Source organism: Streptomyces sp. NPDC005494, assembly GCF_042872025.1.
Lineage (GTDB): Bacteria > Actinomycetota > Actinomycetes > Streptomycetales > Streptomycetaceae > Streptomyces.
The window spans coordinates 870,432-890,559 of sequence record NZ_JBIAJR010000003.1; the positions used below are offsets into that span (position 1 = coordinate 870,432).

General features: G+C 70.9%; 19 protein-coding genes. 11 read left to right on the plus strand and 8 right to left on the minus strand.

Annotation, left to right across the window (positions count from 1 at the left end; genetic code table 11):
- Nucleotides 1-2 precede the first annotated feature (2 nt).
- The 6 genes from ACFYQ6_RS13790 (at nucleotide 3) to ACFYQ6_RS13815 (ending at nucleotide 6,963) form a co-directional block, all read left to right on the plus strand.
- Nucleotides 3-725 (plus strand): peptidase M23, encoded by a 723-nt coding sequence (locus tag ACFYQ6_RS13790; RefSeq protein WP_361574074.1) that lies wholly within the window; start codon nucleotides 3-5, stop codon nucleotides 723-725.
- On the plus strand, nucleotides 725-2,596 hold the full coding sequence (locus ACFYQ6_RS13795; RefSeq protein WP_388762987.1) for a VgrG-related protein: 1,872 nt from the start codon (nucleotides 725-727) through the stop codon (nucleotides 2,594-2,596). The genes ACFYQ6_RS13790 and ACFYQ6_RS13795 overlap by 1 nt, the downstream gene beginning before the upstream one ends.
- Nucleotides 2,596-3,039 (plus strand): GPW/gp25 family protein, encoded by a 444-nt coding sequence (locus ACFYQ6_RS13800; RefSeq protein ID WP_361574078.1) that lies wholly within the window; start codon nucleotides 2,596-2,598, stop codon nucleotides 3,037-3,039. The genes ACFYQ6_RS13795 and ACFYQ6_RS13800 overlap by 1 nt, the downstream gene beginning before the upstream one ends.
- A complete protein-coding gene (locus ACFYQ6_RS13805; RefSeq protein ID WP_388762989.1) occupies nucleotides 3,039-4,997 on the plus strand; it encodes a putative baseplate assembly protein in 1,959 nt (652 codons plus the stop codon). The genes ACFYQ6_RS13800 and ACFYQ6_RS13805 overlap by 1 nt, the downstream gene beginning before the upstream one ends.
- Before the next feature lie 62 nt (nucleotides 4,998-5,059).
- On the plus strand, nucleotides 5,060-5,647 hold the full coding sequence (locus tag ACFYQ6_RS13810; protein ID WP_388763031.1) for a phage tail protein: 588 nt from the start codon (nucleotides 5,060-5,062) through the stop codon (nucleotides 5,645-5,647).
- Nucleotides 5,644-6,963, plus strand: coding sequence for an NADase-type glycan-binding domain-containing protein (locus ACFYQ6_RS13815; protein ID WP_388762991.1), 1,320 nt, complete (start codon nucleotides 5,644-5,646; stop codon nucleotides 6,961-6,963). The genes ACFYQ6_RS13810 and ACFYQ6_RS13815 overlap by 4 nt, the downstream gene beginning before the upstream one ends.
- A 124-nt stretch (nucleotides 6,964-7,087) precedes the next feature.
- Here the strand turns inward: ACFYQ6_RS13815 and ACFYQ6_RS13820 are convergent, their stop codons facing one another.
- From ACFYQ6_RS13820 to ACFYQ6_RS13840, 5 genes are all read right to left on the minus strand, one after another.
- The gene (locus ACFYQ6_RS13820; RefSeq protein WP_361574085.1) at nucleotides 7,088-8,320 is read right to left on the minus strand and encodes a peptidoglycan DD-metalloendopeptidase family protein; all 1,233 of its coding nucleotides are present in this window, start codon (nucleotides 8,318-8,320) and stop codon (nucleotides 7,088-7,090) included.
- 119 nt (nucleotides 8,321-8,439) lie between these two features.
- Nucleotides 8,440-9,807, minus strand: coding sequence for a cellulase family glycosylhydrolase (locus ACFYQ6_RS13825; protein WP_361574087.1), 1,368 nt, complete (start codon nucleotides 9,805-9,807; stop codon nucleotides 8,440-8,442).
- Between the two features lie 188 nt (nucleotides 9,808-9,995).
- Nucleotides 9,996-10,847: an SMI1/KNR4 family protein gene (locus ACFYQ6_RS13830; protein WP_388762994.1), complete on the minus strand. Its 852-nt coding sequence runs from the start codon at nucleotides 10,845-10,847 to the stop codon at nucleotides 9,996-9,998.
- 12 nt (nucleotides 10,848-10,859) lie between these two features.
- Nucleotides 10,860-11,111, minus strand: coding sequence for a DUF397 domain-containing protein (locus tag ACFYQ6_RS13835; protein WP_388762996.1), 252 nt, complete (start codon nucleotides 11,109-11,111; stop codon nucleotides 10,860-10,862).
- Nucleotides 11,108-11,929 (minus strand): helix-turn-helix domain-containing protein, encoded by an 822-nt coding sequence (locus tag ACFYQ6_RS13840; protein ID WP_388762998.1) that lies wholly within the window; start codon nucleotides 11,927-11,929, stop codon nucleotides 11,108-11,110. Before ACFYQ6_RS13840 ends, ACFYQ6_RS13835 begins: the two co-directional genes overlap by 4 nt.
- Nucleotides 11,930-12,041: 112 nt before the next feature.
- Between ACFYQ6_RS13840 and ACFYQ6_RS13845 the strand changes: the two genes are divergently transcribed.
- From ACFYQ6_RS13845 to ACFYQ6_RS13855, 3 genes are read left to right on the plus strand one after another with little or no spacing between them, the layout of a single operon-like run.
- The gene (locus tag ACFYQ6_RS13845; RefSeq protein ID WP_388763000.1) at nucleotides 12,042-12,488 is read left to right on the plus strand and encodes an ATP-binding protein; all 447 of its coding nucleotides are present in this window, start codon (nucleotides 12,042-12,044) and stop codon (nucleotides 12,486-12,488) included.
- Nucleotides 12,489-12,503: 15 nt separating this feature from the next.
- Nucleotides 12,504-13,541, plus strand: a complete 1,038-nt coding sequence (locus tag ACFYQ6_RS13850; RefSeq protein ID WP_361574097.1) for an NAD(P)/FAD-dependent oxidoreductase — start codon at nucleotides 12,504-12,506, stop codon at nucleotides 13,539-13,541.
- Nucleotides 13,538-14,173: a class I SAM-dependent methyltransferase gene (locus ACFYQ6_RS13855; RefSeq protein ID WP_361574099.1), complete on the plus strand. Its 636-nt coding sequence runs from the start codon at nucleotides 13,538-13,540 to the stop codon at nucleotides 14,171-14,173. The genes ACFYQ6_RS13850 and ACFYQ6_RS13855 overlap by 4 nt, the downstream gene beginning before the upstream one ends.
- A gap of 211 nt (nucleotides 14,174-14,384) precedes the next feature.
- Here ACFYQ6_RS13855 and ACFYQ6_RS13860 read toward each other — a convergent pair whose 3' ends face one another.
- On the minus strand, nucleotides 14,385-14,999 hold the full coding sequence (locus tag ACFYQ6_RS13860) for a YceI family protein (RefSeq protein ID WP_361574101.1): 615 nt from the start codon (nucleotides 14,997-14,999) through the stop codon (nucleotides 14,385-14,387).
- Between the two features lie 239 nt (nucleotides 15,000-15,238).
- On the opposite strand from ACFYQ6_RS13860, the gene ACFYQ6_RS13865 reads away from it, so the two are divergent.
- Complete coding sequence (locus ACFYQ6_RS13865) at nucleotides 15,239-15,763, plus strand: hypothetical protein (protein ID WP_361574103.1); 525 nt, start codon at nucleotides 15,239-15,241, stop codon at nucleotides 15,761-15,763.
- 83 nt (nucleotides 15,764-15,846) lie between these two features.
- On the opposite strand, the gene ACFYQ6_RS13870 is transcribed toward ACFYQ6_RS13865, so the two are convergent.
- Together ACFYQ6_RS13870 and ACFYQ6_RS13875 are read right to left on the minus strand one after the other, a co-directional pair.
- Nucleotides 15,847-17,595, minus strand: coding sequence for an amidohydrolase (locus ACFYQ6_RS13870; protein WP_388763003.1), 1,749 nt, complete (start codon nucleotides 17,593-17,595; stop codon nucleotides 15,847-15,849).
- 216 nt (nucleotides 17,596-17,811) lie between these two features.
- The gene (locus ACFYQ6_RS13875; protein WP_388763033.1) at nucleotides 17,812-19,023 is read right to left on the minus strand and encodes a glycoside hydrolase family 64 protein; all 1,212 of its coding nucleotides are present in this window, start codon (nucleotides 19,021-19,023) and stop codon (nucleotides 17,812-17,814) included.
- A 662-nt stretch (nucleotides 19,024-19,685) separates the two neighbouring features.
- On the opposite strand from ACFYQ6_RS13875, the gene ACFYQ6_RS13880 reads away from it, so the two are divergent.
- On the plus strand, nucleotides 19,686-20,128 hold a 443-nt coding region (locus ACFYQ6_RS13880; protein ID WP_388763005.1), incomplete at its 3' end, for a carboxyl transferase domain-containing protein.

Sequence of the window (20,128 nt, forward strand, 5' to 3'; positions counted from 1 at the left end):
CCATGAATCTCTCCAGCTTCGGTGTCGGCGACAGCCTCGTGCGGGCGACGCTGGCCATCCATCAGCCGCCGATAGGCAGCAGCACCAAGCCCGGTGCGCTCATGAAGACGTTCAACTTCGACTTCAACCCGTCGCAGCTGTCGCTGACCCGCAGGGCCCAGTGGAAGACCACGCCCACCGCAGCGGTGCGGGACGGCGCGGTGCCCGAGTTCATGGGGCCCGAGCCCCGGGAGATGACGGTGGAGATCTTCCTCGACCGCTCCGACGACCCGGACAGCAACGATGTGCGCAAGAAGGTCGAAGCCCTCTTCTCCTGCTGCGAGACGACCACCGCCAGTATCGCGGCGAACCAGCCGTCCACCCCGTGGGTGGTGTTCGAGTGGGGTGCTTTCTCCACCGCCCGGTTCAACGCCTACGTCAGTTCGGTCGAGGCCCAGTACACCCTCTTCAACACCAACGGCATGCCCATCAGGGCCGTCTGCCAGGTGAACCTGCACGAGATCCCCGGCAGCACGCCCGGTCAGAACCCCACCTCCGGCGCGCTCACCACCCGCCGGGTGCACAGGGTCGTGGCAGGCGACTCGCTCCCGCTCCTGGCATGGCGTGAGTACGGCGACGCCACGGTGTGGCGCACGATCGCCGAGGCCAACGACATCGACGACCCGAAGCTGCTGACCCCCGGCAGTGAACTGATGCTCCCCGCCGCCGAAGAGGTCGGTGCCTGATGCCCGACATCGGCTTCTCCAACATCCTCACGGTGCAGATCGCCGGCACGAAGCTCAAGTCCCCGGAGAACACGAAACTGGTCGCGGGACGGGTGGACTTCGGCGCGGGAGTGCCCGGAGCGTTCCACCTCACCTTCCGCGACGACAAGAAGGACGTCCTCGCCAAGCTGAACGTCGAGATCGGTGCGCCCGTGATCATCGCGCCCCTGTCCGACGGCAAGGGCGCGCCCTTGATCACCGGAGAGGTCACGGCGCTGGAGACCGACTACGACCGCACCGGGACGTTCACCGTCATCCGTGGCTACGACAAGGGCCACCGCATGCTCCGGCAGCGCAGGGTCGCGGCGTACAGGAACAAGACCGCGACCGAGATCGCCGTGGAGCTGGCACGCAAGAGCGGCATACCCCTGGGAAAGACCCAACGGACCAAGGGGCAGTACGAGTTCATCAGCCAGGCCAACGTCACCGACTGGGACTTCGTCCAGCGGCTCGCGGACGAGAACGAGATGGTGATGTCCATCAACTCGAAGGGCCGGTTCCAGTTCGTCAAGCGCCAGCAGGCGGCGACGGCTCCCTCGGAGAGCATGCCGAACGCCAAGAGCCCGTTCGTCCTGAAGGGCGGCGAGGAGATCCTGCGCTGCCGCGCGGCGGTCACCTCGGCCGATCAGGTGACCGCGGTCGAGGCGCGCGGCTGGAACGTCACCACCAAGCAGCCCCTGGTCTCCAAGGCGCCCGCTCTCGCCAACACGGGCTTCGCCATCGGCACGACGCCGTCCGAGGTGTCCCGGACGTTCGGCAAGGCCGAACTCGTCGTCACCGACACGCCCTACGACAAGCTGGACGAGGTCAAGCACGCCGCCGACGCCGTGGCGGACGACGTGACGTCCTCCTTCGCCGAGGTGGAGATCACGACGCGGGGCAACACCGAACTGCGTCCGGGTGTCGCCGTCACCCTGAAGGACGTCGGCAAGCCGTTCCAGGGCAAGTACACGGTCACGGCCGCCCGCCACACCTTCGGCGACCAGGAGCACTACGAGACGTTCCTGAACGTCAGCGGGCGGCAGTGGCGCTCGCTGTTCGGGCTCACCTCCGGAGGCGGTGGGGCAGGCCCGTCCGGGCTGCCGAGCGTCGCCAACGCCCTGGTCACCGACATCAAGGACCCGTTGAAGCAGGGCAGGGTCAAGCTGCGGTTCCCGTGGCTGGACGACATGTACGTCAGCGACTGGACCCGGACCGTCCAGCTCGGCGGGGCCAAGGGTGGCAGCATGATCTCCCCGGACGTCGACGACGAGGTGCTGGTGGCGTTCGACCGCGGCGCCCTGGACCACCCCTTCGTCATAGGCGGCCTCTACAACGGCGTCGACAAGCCGGACCCCGTCGACGTGCCGGTCTACGACCCGACGCGTGGCAAGGTCACCCGGCGCACCCTGTCCGACCGCAGCAACAACCGCCTCGACCTGCTCGACCAGAGCGTCGGCCTCAAACGCGGGGTGCGGCTCTCCACCGGCGACAACCGGCTCACCATCAACCTGGACCGGACGAAGACCGAGATCGTCGTGGACAGCAAGGGGAAGGTCTCCATCCGGGGGACCGGCGCCGTGGCCGTCAACGCGGGCGGCAACCTCTCGCTCAACGCCGTGGGTTCCATGACGATCCGCAGCGGCGGACCCATGAACATCAACGCCAGTGCCCTGTCGGTGCAGGCAGGTGTCACGTCCGTGAACGCGAGCGCGCTGAGCGTGTCGGCCGGTGCCGCCATGTCGCTGACCGCAGGACTCGCCCTGAAGATCAACTCGGGCGTGGAGGTCGGCCTGAACGCTCCCCTGGTCCTGTCCAAGATGAAGCCGGTGCTCACGGTGGGAGGCATCTGATGGCGGAACAGTTCGTCGGCTCCGGATGGGCCTTCCCGCTGCGCATCAGCCCCACCGGCGGCATCGCCCTGGTCAGCGGGGAACGCGAGGTCGAGGAGGCCATCCGGCTCGTCCTCTCCACGGCGCCCGGTGAACGGCCGATGCGCCCCGAATTCGGCTGCGCCATCCACGACATGGTCTTCGCGCCCGTCAACGAGGCCACCGCCGGCCGGATCCAGCACGAGGTGCACAGCTGCCTCGACCGCTGGGAACCGCGCATCGAGGTGGACGACGTCGCGGTGACGGCCGGCGCCGAGGAGGGCGTCCTCTTCATCGACGTCCGCTACTCGATCACGGGCACGAACAACCCGCGCAGCCTTGTCTTCCCGTTCTACGTGATCCCCTCCCACGACGGGCCCGAGGGGTCCGGCACCCCCGACGAGCACTTTGGAAGCGACCGCTGATGGCCCTGCCCTCCCCGAACCTCGACGACCGGCGCTTCCAGCAGTTCGTCGACGACGCCAAGCGCTACATCCAGCAGCGCGCCCCCGAGTGGACCGACCACAACGTCTCCGACCCGGGCGTGACCCTCGTCGAGACGGTCGCCCACATGGCCGACCAGATCGTGTACCGGCTCAACCGGGTCCCCGAGAAGAACCACCTCGCCTTCCTCGACCTCATCGGGATCACGCTCTTCCCTCCCTCCGCGGCGCGCGCTGACGTCACGTTCTGGCTGTCGGCGCCGCAGCAGCAGCCCGTCGTGCTCGCGACGGGCACCGAGGTCGCCACGGTCCGCACCCAGACCGAGGACGCGGTGGTCTTCGCCACCGAGCGCGAACTCACCGTCATCCCGTGCGAGTTGTCCTACCTCGTGGTCCAGCCGACCGATCAGGAGGCGGTGGACCGCACCTCGGACCTCGCCGAGTCCAAGGACGTGCACTGCTTCACCGAGGCACCGCGCCCCGGTGACCGCATGCTGTTCGGGCTCAGCGCGGCCGTACCGGAGTGCGTGGTCGTCCTGGAGCTCGACAGCCAGGTGGACGGTGTCGGCGTCGACCCCCGGCAGCCCCCGCTCGCCTGGGAGGCGTGGACGGCCGACGGCTGGGCCGCCTGCGACGTCGACCGGGACACCACCGGCGGACTCAACCGCCCGGGCGAGGTCGTGCTGCACGTCCCCGGCGGCCACGCGCTGTCGCGTACCGGGCGGCGTGAGGCGGGCTGGCTGCGCTGCCGGGTCACCGAGCCGGAGGAGGGCCAGCCCTTCTACACCACCTCGCCCACCATCCGCTCCGCCGAGGCGTTCAGCATCGGCGGCACCACCGGCGTCGTGCACGCCGAGACCGTGCGGGACGAGGCGCTGGGGGAGTCCACAGGACTGCCGGGACACCGGCTGAAGCTGGCCAACAGCCCCGTCGTCGGCGACGCTCAGCCGCTGCTCCTCCAGGTCGCCGAGCGCGACGGCTGGGTCGACTGGGAGACGGTCGGCCACTTCGCCGCCTCGGGTCCCACCGACCGGCACGTCACCCTGGACGCGACCACCGGCGAGATCGCCTTCGGCCCGTCCGTCCGCGAACAGGACGGCACCCTGCGCCAGTACGGTGCGGTACCTCCCAAGGGCGCGCCGATCCGGGCCCGCCGCTACCGTACGGGCGGCGGAAAGGCCGGCAACGTCGCCAGGGGCGCCATCCAGGTCCTGCGGGACTCCGTCCCGTACGTCTCCGACGTCGTCAACCGGGAGGCCGCGCGCGGCGGGGTCGACGGCGAGACGGTCGAGGAGGCCAAGCGCAGGGCGCCCATCGCGCTGAGCGCGCAGGACCGCGCCGTGACCCTGCGGGACTACGAGGAGCTCGCGCGCCGCGCGGCGCCCGAGACCGCGCGCATCACCTGCCTCGCCGCCGAGCCGGACGAGCACGGCGCGCACGCCGTACGGGTACTGGTCGTCCCCCAGGCCGTGTCGGACCCGGGCGGACGGCTGCGCTTCGAGCAACTCGTCCCCGGGGACGCTCTGCTGGGGCGCATCACCCGCTACCTGGACGAGCGGCGCCTGATCGGCACCCGGCTGGCGGTCGGGCCCCCGTTCTACCAGGGGGTGACGGTCGTCGCGACGGTGCACGCCTTCCGCGGCACCGACACCGACCGGGTCAGGCGGCAGGCGCACGACGCCCTGTACCGCCATCTCGACCCGCTGACCGGGGGTGCCCACGGCACCGGCTGGCCCTTCGGCCGGCCGGTGCAGGCGGGAGAGGTGTTCGCGGTGCTGCAACGGGTGCCCGGCGTCGAGCTGGTGGACGAGGTGCTGCTGCACCCGGCCGACCCGCTCAGCGGCAAGCGCGGCGACCCCACGGAACGGATCGATCTCGAAGCCCCCGCGCTCGTCTTCTCGTTCGACCACCGCGTCCGGGTGATCGGGGACGCCTCGTGACCACGAGCGGGAGCACGCGCGGCTCCGTGGACGGACTCGGCTCCTCGGCGCCGCTGGGTGTGATGCTGCCGGCGGTGTTCGCCGACGACGACCTCGCCCAGCGTTTCGTCGCGGGGATCGACGAGGTCCTCGCGCCGCTCCACAACGTGCTCGACTGCCTGGACGCCTACTTCACCCCGTCGCTCGCGCCCGCCGACTTCACCCGCTGGCTGGGAAGTTGGGTGGGCGCGGAGACCGAAGCACCGGACACGGCCGGTCGCGCCGACGCCCCCGCAACGAACGCCCCGCCCACCCCTTCGTCCACCGGGTACCCCGAGGACACGGAGGCGACGGCCGCACTGCGCGCCGCGGTCACCGCAGCCGTACGGCTCCACCGCATCCGCGGGACCCGGCGCGGACTGTCCGAAGCGGTACGGCTGGCCTTCGGCGTGGAGCCGGAGATCACCGAGAGCGGCGCCGCCGCCTGGGACGCCAGGCCCCTGGGCCCGGTCCCCGGTGACACCCGCCCGCACCTGCACGTCACCGTACGGCTGCCCGAGCCCGGCCCCGCCGCCGAGCACCGGCTGGAGCGCCTCGTCGCGGCAGCCCGCCCCGCCCATATGCCTTACACGGTCCATGTGACCGCCGCCGAAAGGACTTCCGACAGGTGACCAGTCACCAGGCCTCCCCCTCCACGCCGCCTTCCTCCGCGGCCACCGGAGACACGGGGGACCAGCCACGTCACTGTGCCGAGTGCGGCACGCCGAGTACTCCGGGACAGTCCTTCTGCGACGGCTGCGGCGCGGTGCTGAGCTGGACGCCGAGCAGCAGGGAAAGAGAGGCCGGCGCGGCGGGCCGGCAGCCCGGCGCGGACACACCGGGCGCCGCGGGCTCCGGCCCCGGGCCGGACACGTCGGCCGACGCGGAGCCCGGCGCCGGGAACACGGACCCGGTGCGCGAACCCGTACGCGCCGACGCGCCGCCCGTGACGCCGGAGGAGGAGGACGACACCCTCACCTCGATCCCGGCGGTCTCCGCCACGCAGCCCTCCCCGCAGGCCGTTCCTGCGGCCGCGACCCCGGACCCGGACGCGAGCGCGCGGGCCAGGGCGCTGCTCGTGCCGGTCGCCGACCGGAGTGCCCCGGCACCGGTACCGGAGGTCGCCCCCGTCCTGCCCGGCGTGCCTGCCGCCGCCCGCCCCCACGTCCAGGCCCCCAGCGGTGAACCGGCCGACGAGGCCGGCCCGCCGTGCCCCTGGTGCGAGGTCGGCAACCGCCCCGACCGGCACTTCTGCCGCCGCTGCGGCATGTCCCTCGCGGAGCGCCCCGGTGCCCCCGAGGCCCGGCGCCCCTGGTGGCGCCGGATGCTGAACGCCGGCGACCGCCCGACCCCGTGGGCCGGCGAACGCCCGAGGCTGCGCCGGGGCATCGGCCGCATCTTCACCTGGGTCGCCTACGGCCTCGCGCTCGGGCTGGTCATCTACGCGGCGTTCAACGTGGGCACGGCGTGGAACGCGGCACGCGACCACTTCGCCAAGCGTGCCCAGATCAGCCCCGACTCCGCCGAGGCGTCCCGCTCCTTCAAGGGCCACGAGCCGAAGGCGCTCTTCGACAAGGTCAACAACAGCTGGTGGGGCCCCGGCGTCTCGCAGTCCGCCGAGGGCGAATGGGTGGAGGCGAGCTTCCTGGAACCCACCCGCCTGCTGGACGTCCTCATCACGTCCGGCATCTCCACCAAGCCCGCCGACCTCTCCGAGGCCGCGCTGCCGCACCGTGTGGACGCGGTCATCACCACGGCCGACGGCAGGAAGACCACGCGCCACATCAAGCTCGACCAGGTGAGCGGCCCCCAGCAGCGGAAGTTCCGGGCGCAGAACGTCGTCAGCGTACGGTTCATCATCCGCTCGGCGTTCAACGTGGGCACCGACAAGCAGGTCTCGATCGCCGAGATCGAGTTCTTCACCCGCGCCACGACCAGCGGCACCTAGAGCGCGTCCGCACACTCGCGCCCCCTCGACCGGCTCCCCGGAGCACGACGTCGAGGGGGCGTCCGTGCGTGCCGCGCGCAGCGGTACGCCCTCGGAGGATCTGCCCCCCCGAAGCGGCACGCCCTCAGAGGACCAGGCCCTTCGCCCGCAGGTAGGGGACGGGGGAGACGTCGGAGCCGAAGGCGGCCCCCGTGCGGACCTCGAAGTGCAGATGCGGCCCGGTGGCGTTCCCGGTCTCGCCGGACCAGCCGATGAGCGTGCCGCCCTGGACGCTCTGGCCCACGACCGCCTTCACCTCGGAGAGGTGGGCGTACTGGCTGTACGTACCGTCCTCGTGCCGGATGACGACCTGATCGCCGTAGTCCCCGCCGGGTCCGGCCGTGACGACCTCGCCGGGGCCGATGGCCTTGACCTGCGTCCCGGTGGGGACCACGAAGTCGACGCCGGTGTGCAGACCGGTGGACCAGGCGGAGCCCTGCTGGTGGTACGGGGTACCGGCCGGACCCTCGACGGGCAGGGTCCAGCCGCCGGACATCGCGCCGCCGACGGGGACGACCATCTTCGGGGAGGCTGCCATGACGGCCCTGACGTACTCGTACGTCTCCCCGTCCGCTCCGCTCGCCCGCGGCACGCCGCCGTACTCCTCGACCTTCTTCCAGCCGACGCGGTAGCCGGCCAGGGCCAGTTCCAGGGGAGTGCCCCGGTAGCCGGGGTGCTCCTTCGCGGTCCGCAGGAGCCCGCACATCTTCTTGCCCTGCGCCGGTATGGCGTCCGCCGGGTCCAGGATGTCCTTGACGCCGTCGTTGTTGCCGTCGATCCCCTCGGCGGCCCAGTCGGCGTCGGAGAACTGCGCGATGCCCCTGGTGACGGGGCGTTCGGCCTGTGCGACGTCGGGCGGGCCCTCACCCGCAGGGGCCCCACCGGAACCGGGAGCGGTGGACTGTGCCCCGTCGGAGAGGCCCTCCGCGGCCGGCTTCCCGCCGGAAGTCTCGTCCTGCGCCCGTTGTTCCGCGCTCCGCGGGTCCGTCAGCGAGCCCTCGTCGTCGGCGGGCCCCTCGGCCGCGATCGACCTGGCCCTCGGGTTGAAGTTGCTCTCCCGCTTCAACTGCGCCGCCAGCACGGGCGCGGTGAGCGGTTTCTCGTCACAGTCGGCCGCTGCGTCACGTAAGAGCTTCGCGTACACGACGGGGACACCCACGTCGCCCGCCTTCAACTCGGTGCTCATCGGCGCGGGGACGCCCGTGCCGGCCGCCTCGCTGTCGTCGAAGGTCCCGAGCAGGACGGTACCGACTCCGAGCGATACCGGCGTGACCACGGCCACGGCGATGACCGGCACCATCCAGCGAGCGATCCTCACAAGCCCGAACTCCCCCACTCGAACGTCGCGTTGGGGATCACTATGCCATTCGTGGCGGAAAGCCCCGTCCGGGCACCGGAAGGCGGGGCCCCCGGCCTGGCCGGGGGCCCCGCCTCACGTCAGCTCGTCGGGAAGCTGTCCGCGGTGCTGATCCGGCTCTTGAGCAGTGCGCCGGACTCGGTCAGCACACCACTGCTGCTGTAGTCGCTGCCCGCGCAGGTACCCGGCCGGAACGCCGCGCTGCTCTCGTCTGCGTCGGAATAGGTCCAGTTCGCGTAGCTGATCTTCAGCTGGTCGAGCAGGTCCAGCCAGGCCGTGGTGCTCGACCGGTCCAGCGCCCCGCCTCCGGTGGCGCTCACCGTGCCGAACTCCGTCACGAACAGCGGCAGCCGGGAAGCCGCCCGGCTCAGAGTGGCGCGGTAGTTGTCCTTGTGGCTCGCGGCGTAGAAGTGGAACGCGTACATGATGTTGGTCGCGTTCACCGGGTTGTTGACGACCTCGCTCTCGCTGGAGCCGTCCGAGACACCCAGCGAGGACCAGCCACGGGTACCGACGATGACGACGGCGTCCGGGTCGGCGGCCCGGACCACCGGGATGACCTGTTCGGCGTAGTTCTTGATGCCGGACCAGCTCACGCCGTTGGGCTCGTTGGTGATCTCGTAGATCACGTTCTTCTTGCCCGCGTTACGCGCGGCGACGGAGGCGAAGAAGGTCTTGGCGCGCTCCAGGTTGTAGTTCGGGTCGCCGGGCGTGAGGGTGTGGAAGTCGATCAGCGCGTACATGCCGCGCGCCTCGGCCATGTCGACGAGCCTGTTCACGCGGTTGGTGAAGCCCGCCGGATCGGTCTCGTAGCCGTCCTCCTGCACGTACATGGAGATGCGCAGCAGGTCCGACTTCCAGTCGTTCGCCAGCGCGTCCAGGGAGGCGGTGTTGTAGCAGGCGTCGAACCACTGGATGCCGTGCGTGCTCATGCCACGCAGCTGGACGGGGCGGTTGTACTGGTTGCACAGGTTCACGCCGCAGACGTGGAGCGGGCCGTTGATGTCCACGGGGGTGCCGTCCACCGGAGGGGGCTCCTCCTCGGTCGAGCCCGTACAGGCCACGCCGTTCAGCGTGAACGCCGTGGGCTTCGGGTTGGCGCCCGTGAAGGTGCCCGTGAACCCGACGTCCGCCGAGCCGCCGGTGGCCAGCGACCGGTTCCAGTCGACACCGACGACGGTGACCGCGGAACCCGACTGCGACCAGGTGGCGTTCCAGCCCTGGGCGACCTTCTGTCCCGACTCCGGCATGGTGAACGCGAGCGTCCATCCGTTGACGGGGGCACCCAGATTGGTGATCTTCACACCGGCCTGGAAGCCGCCCGTCCACTGACTGGTGACCGTGTAGTCGACCTTGCAACCGGTGGCGGCCACCGCCGGGGAACTGAAGGCGGCCGTGAGACCCAGGACGGTCGCGAGGGCGGCGAGTAAGGCGAATAGGCGTTTCAAGGTGATTCCTCCTCGTGTGGGGTGGAAACAACATGATGGGAGCGCTCCCAACGCCCATCCGGCCGAGACCGTACACCGGTACGCCGAGGTGCGTACAGACATCTGACGGGCTTCGGCGAAAAGCGGAACGGGAAGGCCGGTACGGGGAAAAGGGCGGCCGCCGGAGGGCCGCATCAGTCATGGCCTGGTCAAGTGGCTGATGCCCAGGACGACGTGCCGTGCACGGTGTCGGCCGACAGCACGGGGCACCCGATGAGCTCCACCGCCGCCAGCACGGCCCGCCGGGCCGCCTCGCTGTCGGCGGGCGGGAACGCGACCCGGAGCTGATGGCCGTAGGCGGACTCGTACGTCATGAGCCAGCCGTTGCCGTCCACGGCGAAATGGTCCTGCCGCAGCCCGAGGTGCTCGTATCCGCCACGGTCCGACGTGGGGCCCAGCGCCTCGCGCAGGATTCCCAGCCGCTCGGAGTACGGGCGCGCCCCGTCGCCCAGCTTCACGTACACGTGGTCCATCTCGACCGCGGGGTCGAACCAGGGGGTGAGCTCCGGTGCGTGGTGCAGGAGGTGAGAGGTGATGCGGCGGCTCGTCAGACCGTCGAGGAACGCGCCGGCCCCGCAGTCGAACCGCTCGTAGTCGTCGTCCCGTGACCAGATCACCACGGGCCAGGCCTCGGGAGGCCCTTCGGTCAGCCAGCAGACGTGCGCCGCGCTCTCCGTCACCGCCCAGGCGAGCAGGCCGCCGGGCTCCGGGAAGAGAGGGTAGGGGTAGTCCTCGGGGGCGTCCTCGCGCAACGGGCCGTAGTCGTCCAGCAGATCCGCCGTGAGCGGTACGGGGTTGCTCTCGCCGAAGGGGGTGCGGAGGCACAGCGCGCCCCAGAAGTCCCCGCGCCCGTAGGCCGCGACCAGCTGCTTGTAGTCCTCCGGCAGACGGGTGCCCAGCACCCGCTCGGCCTCCGCCCAGTCGCCCTGGCCGTCGACCACCACGGCGGGCGGTCGCACGCGTTCGGCGATCCGGGCGAGGGCGTCGTGCGGGTCGCTCACGTGGCCGTGACCTCAGACGGCGGAGGCGAGGAACGCGGCCCAGGCGGCCGGGGGCACGGTGAGGACCGGGCCGTCGGTGACCTTGGAGTCGCGGATGTGCACGGCGGCGGGGTGGGAGGCGACCTCGACGCAGTTGCCGCCCTCGCTGGCGCTGTAGCTGGACTTGTGCCAGGCGTAGGCGATTTCGAGGCACGCGCCGCCCTGGTCACTGCTGTAACTGGACTTGAACCACGCGAGATCCGTGCCGTGTGCTGCGCGAGTCATGACTCTCCAAGCAGGTCGTCCAGTAGGCGCGCGCTGTTCTCGACGGAAAGCGCCTGCGAACGCAGCATCCCATATTTCTGGTGAAGGACACTGACGTCATCCGGATCATCGTGGAGCACGCTGGTGAGCTGGGCCTCCACATAGGCCAAGTGGTCGTGATCGGGTGTCTCCAGCAGGACCATCGGGCCCGCCAGACCTGCGTGTTTGGGGAGCTGAAAGGGCATGATCTGCAACCCGAGGAAGGGGAGTTCCATGCACTGCCGCAGGTGCCGGATCTGCTCTCGCCGCATTGCGGAGTCTCCGATCTCGCTGCGGACGATGCCCTCCTCCAGGATGAAGTGGAGCATCGGCCGGGGCCTGCGTTCGAGGAGCTTCTGCCGGTCGAGCCGGGCCGCCACCCACTCCTCCCGCTGTTCCTCTTCGAGGGGCGGGAAGAGGCACGAGAACACGAAGCGTGCGTACTCCTCGGTCTGGAGCAGTCCGGGCACGACTTGAGTCTCGTACCACAGCAGCGTCACCGCCTCCTGCTCGTACTCCACGAAGTCCTGTACGAACGCCGGGAACCGCTCCTTCTGCGGCACCTTCGCCACCGCGACTCCCAGTACCCCCTTCGTGTCCAGCAGTTCGTCCAGCTGGGTCGCGAAGTCCGCCTGGAGCGGCCGGCGGCCCTGCTCGATCGACGCGATCGTGTCCTCGCCCACGCAGAACCGGTCGGCCAGTGCCGCCTGCGTCAGCCCGGCCGCGCGCCGGAACACGGCAAGCTGCGCGCCGATGACATGCCAGGACGTGACCCGCTTGTTCCTCTTCACCGAATGCATGACGTGCCCTTCCCCGTGCCCGAGCCCTGCCCGACCCGTCGGCGCTCGTACAAACGCGGTGTACGACCTGACGCGGTGCCCCACAGTAGTGACGGTCTGTGACAGTCGTCCCGTGAATGAGACAACACAACTCGCCTCCTTCCGCGAGGCGTTCTACCGCCGTGAGCGCAGGTCCGTCCCCCTCGTGCGGAAGTTCGTACGGGAAGCGCTGCTCGACTGGGCGTGCGAGGTGGACGTCGACGACGTGCTGCTCTGCGTGAGCGAGCTGGCCACCAACGCGCTGATCCACGGCGTCCCGCCCGGCAGGGGTTTTCGGGTCCACGTCACCTGGGGGCACGTCCTGCGGATCGAGGTGCACGACAGCGGTGACGGCCGGGTCCGGGAGGTCGAGGGTCCCGCGCCCGAGGCCGAGTGGGGGCGGGGGCTCGTGCTCGTCGGGGCGCTCGCCGACGCGTGGGGGGTGGGGGAGCGGAAGCCGGGGAAGACCGTCTGGTGCGAGTTTGCCACTTCGGCAAGCAAGTTTGTCGGATCGGGCTCACGGGCGCACCATCTGCCGTAATTGGAGGTGTTCCGGATGAGCGAGATGAATCAGCGGTACGACACCGTGGTGATCGGCGGCGGGGCCGCCGGGCTGAGCGGGGCGCTCGCCCTGTCCCGGGCCCGGCGTTCCGTGCTCGTGATCGACGGGGGCAGACCGCGCAACGCGCCCGCGTCCCACGTGCACAACTACCTGGGCCGCGAGGGCACCCCGCCCTCGGAGCTGCTGTCCGTGGGCCGCGCCGAGGCCGCGGCGTACGGGGCCGAGATCGTCCAGGGCGAGGTCGTCGAGGCGGAGAAGCTGTCCGACGGCTTCCGGGTCGTGCGGGAGGACGGGAGCGCGGTCGAGGCGCGCCGGCTCCTCGTGACCACCGGACTGGTCGACGAGCTGCCGGCGGTGGAGGGCCTGGCCGAGCGGTGGGGCCGTGAGGTGCTGCACTGCCCGTACTGCCACGGCTGGGAGGTGCGGGACCGGGCGGTGGGCATCCTGGCCGTCAGCCCCATGGCCGTGCACCAGGCGCTGCTCTGGCGGCAGTGGACCGACGACGTGGTGCTGTTCCGCCACGAGCAGGCGGACTTCGGCGACGAGGACTACGAGCGGCTCGCCGCCCGGGGCATCGCCGTGGTGGACGGAGAGGTGGCCGGGCTGGAGATCGCCGACGACCGGTTCACCGGGGTGCGGCTGGCCGGAGGCAGGGTGATCCCGCGCGAGGCGCTCGTTGTCCAGCCCCGCTTCACGGCCCGCTCCGCGGTCCTGGAGGGCCTCGGCCTGCGGCCCACCGAGCTGGAGGTCGGCGGGCAGGTGGTCGGTACGTACATCGCGGCCGACCCCGCCGGGGCGACCGAGGTGCCCGGTGTATGGGTGGCCGGTAACGTCGCCAACCTCATGGAGCAGGTCGTCGGGGCCGCCGCCGCCGGGCTCAAGGCGGCGTCGATGATCAACATGGACCTCGTCGACGAGGACACCCGCCGCGCGGTCGAGGCCCGCCGCACGCCCTTCTCGGCCGAGGCCGAGCGCCAGGTGACCGAGCGGGTGCTCGGTGACCGCCGTCACGGACTTCAGGAGGCACGATGACCACCGACAGCAGCCGGACCGACGCCGAGATGTGGGACGACCGCTACCGCGAGAGCCACCGGATCTGGAGCGGTAACCCCAATGTCGTCCTGGTCCGTGAGGTCGAGGGGCTGAAGCCCGGGCGGGCGCTCGACCTGGGGTGCGGCGAGGGCGCCGACGCCGTCTGGCTCGCCCGGCAGGGCTGGAAGGTCACCGCCACGGACATCTCGCGGGTCGCCCTGGACCGGGCGGCCGGACACGCGGCCGAGGCCGGGGTGGCGGACCGGATCGACTGGCTGCGCACCGACCTGGGGGCCGACTTCCCCGAAGGGGAGTACGACCTGGTCTCCGCCCAGTTCCTGCACTCGATGGGTGACCTGCCCCGCGAGCAGATCCTGCGCCGCGCGGCACGGGCGGTCGCCCCCGGCGGCGTACTCCTGGTCGTCGGGCACGCGGGGTTCCCCTCCTGGGAGGAGAACCCGCACCCCGAGATGGTCTTCCCGACCCCCGACGAGGTGCTGGTGTCCCTCGAACTCCCCGAGGGGGAGTGGGAGGTGCTGCTCAGCGAGGAGCACGAGCGCGTCCAGAACGACCCCGAGGGCCGTCCCACCACCCGCACCGACAACGCGCTGAAGGTGCGCCGCACGAGCTGAACCGGCCCGGGGCCGCGGGGCGGGCGCCGCACCCGGTGGCCGGCGGCGGCCCGGGTTCGCCGGTCCGGAAACGGCGAGCCCGTCAGCCACCCGGTGAGCGCCATCCGGCCACCCGGAAACGGCGAGCGCCCGTCGGCCACCCGGAAACGGCGAGCGCCCGCCGCCCTCCCCGGGAGGGGGAGAGCCGGCGGGCGCGCTCGGTCCGTGAGGGTCAGGCCTGCGGGGCGGCCTTGATCGCGGAGATGTCGAAGGTCAGCTTGACCTTGTCGCTGACCATCACACCCCCGGTCTCCAGGGCGGCGTTCCAGGTCAGGCCCCAGTCGGAGCGGAGAATGTCGGCGCTGCCCTCGAAGCCCACGCGCTCGTTGCCGTACACGTCGGTGGCGGAGCCGTTGAACTCCAGGTCGATGGAGAGCGGGCGGGTGACGTCCTTGATCGTGAGGTCGCCGGTGACGCGGTACGCGTCGCCGCCGAGCTGCTCGGCCTGCGTGGAGCGGAACGTCATCGTCGGGAACTTCTCGGCGTCGAAGAAGTCGCCGCTGACCAGGTGGCCGTCACGGTCGGCGATGCCGGTGTCGACACTGGCGATCTTGACGTCGATCGAGGCGGTGGAGGCGCCGGGGTTCGTGCCGTCCAGTGTGAGGGTGCCCTCGTGCTCACCGAACGAGCCGCGGACGTTGGTGACCATGGCGTGGCGCACGGTGAAACCGATGCTGCTGTGGGCCGGGTCGATCGTGTAGGTGCCGGTCAGGGCCGCCAGCGCGGGGTCCACAGCGAGGGTCGCGGTGGTGGACGGGGCGGTGTTCTTGCGGTTGAACAGAGCCATGGCTCCTCCTCGGGGACGTGTTCCGGCGCGCTCTGGGACCAGACCGCCGAACGTTTGGTTTAACCTTCAACGAGATTGACTGTAGCCCTCTTTTGTTCAAAGTTCAACATCAAGGGTCCAGGCCCTTCCGGAAATCGCGCCGGGCGCCGGACCGCGGTGCCCGGCCCCCTGGCGGACGCGCGTAGAGCTGCGGCACTATCTCCCTGCCCCTAATTGTCATGAGCAGGAGGACTCCCCCCATGCTGACCCGCCCCAGACTCCGCTCCGCCCTCACCGCCCTCGCTCTCGTCCTCGGCGCGCTCTTCGCGCCCGGGATCGGAGTCCTCGGCGGCGGAGCCACCGAGGCGCACGCCGTCACCAAGCTGACCCACTCCCAGGCGACCTCCCGCTTCACCTCGTCCGGGATCACCTGGTCGTCCTCGGGCGGCTGCTCCAACCGGAACATCTCCACCTGCACCTCCTTCGACCAGCTCAACCTGACCAGCGCGCAGGGAGCCCAGACGCTCAAGAGCGCCACGGGCTGCGCGCTCAACATCACCGGGGGCACGGAGACCGGGCACGCCAGTGGCACGTACTCGCACTGGAACGGCTACAAGCTCGACTTCAGCAAGAGCACCTGCCTGACCAACTACGTGAAGAGCGCGTTCAGTTACATCGGTCTGCGGGGCGACGGCGCCCCCCAGTACAAGTCCGGCTCCGGCAACGTCTACGCGGACGAGGGCAACCACTGGGACGTGACGTACTACAACTGCGGCGGCTGCTGACCTCGCGGCGCACGCAACGGCCCGTACACGGAGGTGCCCCCGTCCGGCGGGACGGGGGCACCTCTCGTCATGCTCTTCGCCGGTCAGACCTGCGGCTCCAGCGCCGGGCCCAGGGAGGAGAACTTCTCCTTGCTGATGATCCGGCGCGGCGGCCAGGTGATGTTCTCCGGCGGCCAGCTCTGCCCCGTCCTCTTCAGGAACCAGGCCGGCGGCTCGTACATCGGGGGCTCGTAGCCCTCAGGCAGCGCGGTCTTCCAGGTCAGGCCCTCGGTCCGCTTCGCGAACTCCTCCTTGATGCCGCGCAGCAGTTCCGGCCTCACCAGGAGGTCGACGGCCGTGGCGGCGAGGTAGGCCGCCGCCGCCCGGATCGCGGTGTGCCCCGGCGCCGAACCCGCGCAGGACGCGGTCGACCAGGTGTGCATCTTCGACCCGACGGGGGCGAGCGCGGCGCCCATGGAGACGGTCGGCACCTGCCAGCTGATATCGGCCACGTCCGTGGAACCGCCGCCCAGGAAGACCGGGTTGGGCGGCGACAGGGTGCCTATCGTGTCGTGAAGGCCGCTCTCCGGCAGCCCCAGCGAGCTCTGGAGCTCCTTGGCCAGACGCTGGGCGTCCGAGGAGTGAGCCGGCGGCCCGATCTGCCGCATGTTGTCGTACATCAGCTCGGCGAACGCCTTCGACGGGAGCTGGTTCCAGCACGCCGAGGTGATCCGGTGCCGTACCGACGTGCGGCTCGCCTTCGCCGCCGCCTCCGAGACGGCGACGACCTTGTCCAGGAGCGAGGTGACGCGCGCGACGCTGCCCTCCCGGACGTAGTAGGAGATCTCCGCGATCTCCGGCGTCACATTGGGGATGTCGCCGCCGTTGTTGATCACCCAGTGCAGCCGGGCGGAGGGACCCATGCTCTCCTCGCGGAGGAACTCCGACATGGTCGCCATCATCACGGCTGCGTCCAGCGCGCTCTTGTTGCCGAGCGGGGTCCCGCCGTGGCCCGCGACACCGAGGAAGGTGAAGGTGACGGCCGTCATCGCGTTGGAGGTGCCCCAGCCGGTGGCGTTCCCGGTGGAGGGATGCCAGTCGAGGAAGGCGTCGAGCCCGTCGTAGACACCCCTGCTCACGGCGTACGTCTTGCCGATCAGCTGTTCTTCGGCCGTCGAGCCGAAGAACTTCACCGTCACGTCGAGCTTGTGGCGCCGCGACGCCTCCGCGACGGCCGCGGCGGCTGCTGCCGCCGCCGCACCCAGCGCGCAGTGGCCGCAGCCGTGGCCGGGACCGTAGCCCGGGGCGAACGGGTCGTGGACGTACTCCTTCGGGTCGTGCTCACCCACGCCCTTGTTCTGGGACAGGCCCGGCAGCGCGTCGTACTCCCCGCTGAAACCGATCACCGGGCCGCCCTTGCCCCGGCTGTACGTCGCGGTGAAGGCGGTCGGGAAGCCGGCGGTGCCGAACTCCACGTCGAAGCCGGCCTTGCGCAGGAAGTCGGCCTCGGCGAGGGAGGAGTTCCACTCCCGCAGGCTCAGCTCCGCGTGCTCCCAGATCTCGTCGTTCAGCCCGGTGATCCGGGACGCGTTGCGGTCGAGCCAGCCGAGCGCGGTCCGCTTGGCGTCCGAGTCCCGGGCCAGTCCCTCGGGCGGGGTGTAGGCGGCGGCGTCGGCCGCCGCGAGCCCCGCCGCCTCGTCGGAGGCCGCGGCCATGGCCGGATCCGCCGTCACCGCCAGCGCGGTGGTGCCGATCCCGGCTGCCCCCAGCATCTGCATGATCTGTCGGCGGCTGAGGCCGTCACCCGTCCGTACCGCGTGGTCGTGGTCGCTGGGGTCGTGCAGGTCGCACACGGGCGCCTCCGGTCCGATGGCATGTACAAGTACAGTGCCCGGCACTCTCCATTCCGCTTGTTGCGAAGTCAAGAGGGATGCGTGTCGTCGGAGTTACGCGTTCCGCCCCCGGCGGAGGCGGCCGGAGCGGAAGGGCGCGGGGCCGCCCGCCGCGGACCGGCGGCGGGCGGCCCCGCTTCCCGGCGCGGCCGCGCCGGGGACCGGGTCACGGAGGGGTCAGGAGCCCACGCTCACCGTGAAGCGGCGCGGGTTGCCGTCGTGCGCGGCCCCCGAGACGTCCGGCTCACCGTCCGGGCGCACGTCGTCGTAGGGGAACGCGTAACCGATGGGGGAGTTCGCGTGGACGACGCGTGACCAGTGGTTGGTCACCGCGCCCTTGTAGTAGTCCGCGACCGAGGTGCCGTTGGGCTGCTGCGGGTGGCTGAGCATGATCGAGCGGTTGAAGCCCGCCGCGATCCTGGCCAGCAGTGCCTTCTTGTCGTCGGAGTCGGCCGGGTTGTTCGTGAAGGGGCCGTGATTGCACGTGAAGATGTCCTTCGACGTCGGCTTGGTGAACGTGTGACCGCCCTCGAAGGTCAGCATGTCACCGCTCACGCGGCCCGCCAGCGTGCCCCGGCCGCCCTGAAGGTCGATGCGCAGGTCGGTGGAGCGGTACTTCTCCCAGACCTCGTCGATCTGCGCCGTGAACAGGTCCCGGAACGGCATCTCGTTCGGCCGGTCGAAGAACGGAGCCATCAGGTTCTGCGGCGAGACCACCCGCAGGACCTTCCCGTCCGCCCCGCGGGTGATCAGCTTGTCCCAGGGCTGCCCGTCCGCGGCGGCCTGGGCCGTGAGATCGTCCGCGATGCGCTGGACCGCGCCCTCCGGCAGCGGTGCCACCGTGTGCGTGGCGTCGCCCTCCAGGGTCAGACCGATCGGCAGCGCCGTCACGAGGTCGACGTAGCTGATGTTCGCGTACAGCTGCTGCGGGTTGAAGGTGAACTCGCAGAACGACCAGGTCCGGCCGTAGTTCGGGTCGGCCGGGGTCGCGAAGGCGGGCTCCACCAGCGAAGGGCCCGGGTTGAGGTAGAAGTCCAGCTTGTCGTCGCGTACGAAGTAGACCCGGGCGCCGTACATCTGCGGCAGGGTCAGCACGACGGGGCCGGCGCCCGCGCCCTTCAGCGGGATGGCGCAGTCCACCGGGAGCGGGGTCTGCGGGGCGCCGGGGGAGTCGGGCCGGTAGACGCTGCCGTCGGCGCGGAGGAGCACCCAGCGGTCGGTGCCCTGCTCGTGGCCGGTGACGTAGGCGTGCACGGTGCCGGGCAGCGACTTGTTCTCCAGCGCCAGCTCGCACGTGGCCGCGGCGGCCGACGTGCGCGGGCTCAGGGCGCTGCCCCAGAGGGGATAGGTGAGCGCGGTCGCGGAGGCGGCGGCGCCCGTCAGGAACATTCTGCGCGAAATCACGAAGGAACTCCCGGAGTGTGGGGGGACGCAGACAGGGGGCATGGGGGGTGGCGCGGGGAAGCGGAACGGTGGGGGCCGTCTGCGGTGCGCAACACTCTCGCGATGCCTCCCGTGACCGTCAAGAGTTATGACTGAGAGCGCTCTCAAAGGCGGCCTCTTCTTCACAACTCGACGCCACGGGACGGTTTTTGGCCACGCGGGGTGGGTCGCCGTGTGCGCGGAGTGAACGAACCCGGCGCGGGTGCCGGCGGACTCCGCGGGGGCCGGTGCGGTCCCTCCGTGACGGGGTGTGCATGCTGGGGGAGGGAGGGGCGCGCCTCCCGCGCGACCGTGCGGACACCGCCAGGCCGCGGCCCGCCGTTCGGTGAGGGCGTGCGCCCGGCGCGTGGGCAGCGCCCCTGTGTGCCCCCCGCCATTGAGGCCTGCCGGGTACCCCGCCCCGGTGGCTCCGCGGCGTGGCGCGCGCCGTTGTGTGTGGTCGAGGCCACAGTGGGTGCTTTGTGGGGGCTCTACAACGCGGAAGCCCCGTGAGCTGGCAGATGGGATGCACGGCGCCCCGGTTCTGTCGGGTGCCACCAGGAAACCGGGCAGGAGACTGTCCGGAGTGAACGGCGAGGTTTCCTGGGTCGGGTTCGTAGGGTCGACGCATGACCGTTGTGGACGAAATCCCGGGCGAGCCCAGCGACACGCGTGGGCGGGTGGCCGAACTGCTGGCTCTGCGTGAGCAGGCCCGGCGTGGACCGAGTGACCGGGCGACCGAGGCGCAGCATGCGAAGGGCAAGCTGACGGCGCGGGAGCGTATCGAGCTGCTGCTGGATCCGGGTTCGTTCAAGGAGGTCGAGCAGCTGCGCCGACACCGGGCGACCGGGTTCGGTCTGGAGGCGAAGAAGCCGTACACCGACGGTGTGATCACCGGGTGGGGCACGGTGGAGGGCCGGACGGTCTTCGTCTACGCGCACGACTTCCGGATCTTCGGCGGGGCGCTGGGTGAGGCTCATGCCACGAAGATCCACAAGATCATGGACATGGCCATCTCGGCGGGTGCGCCGCTGGTGTCGCTGAACGACGGCGCGGGTGCGCGTATCCAGGA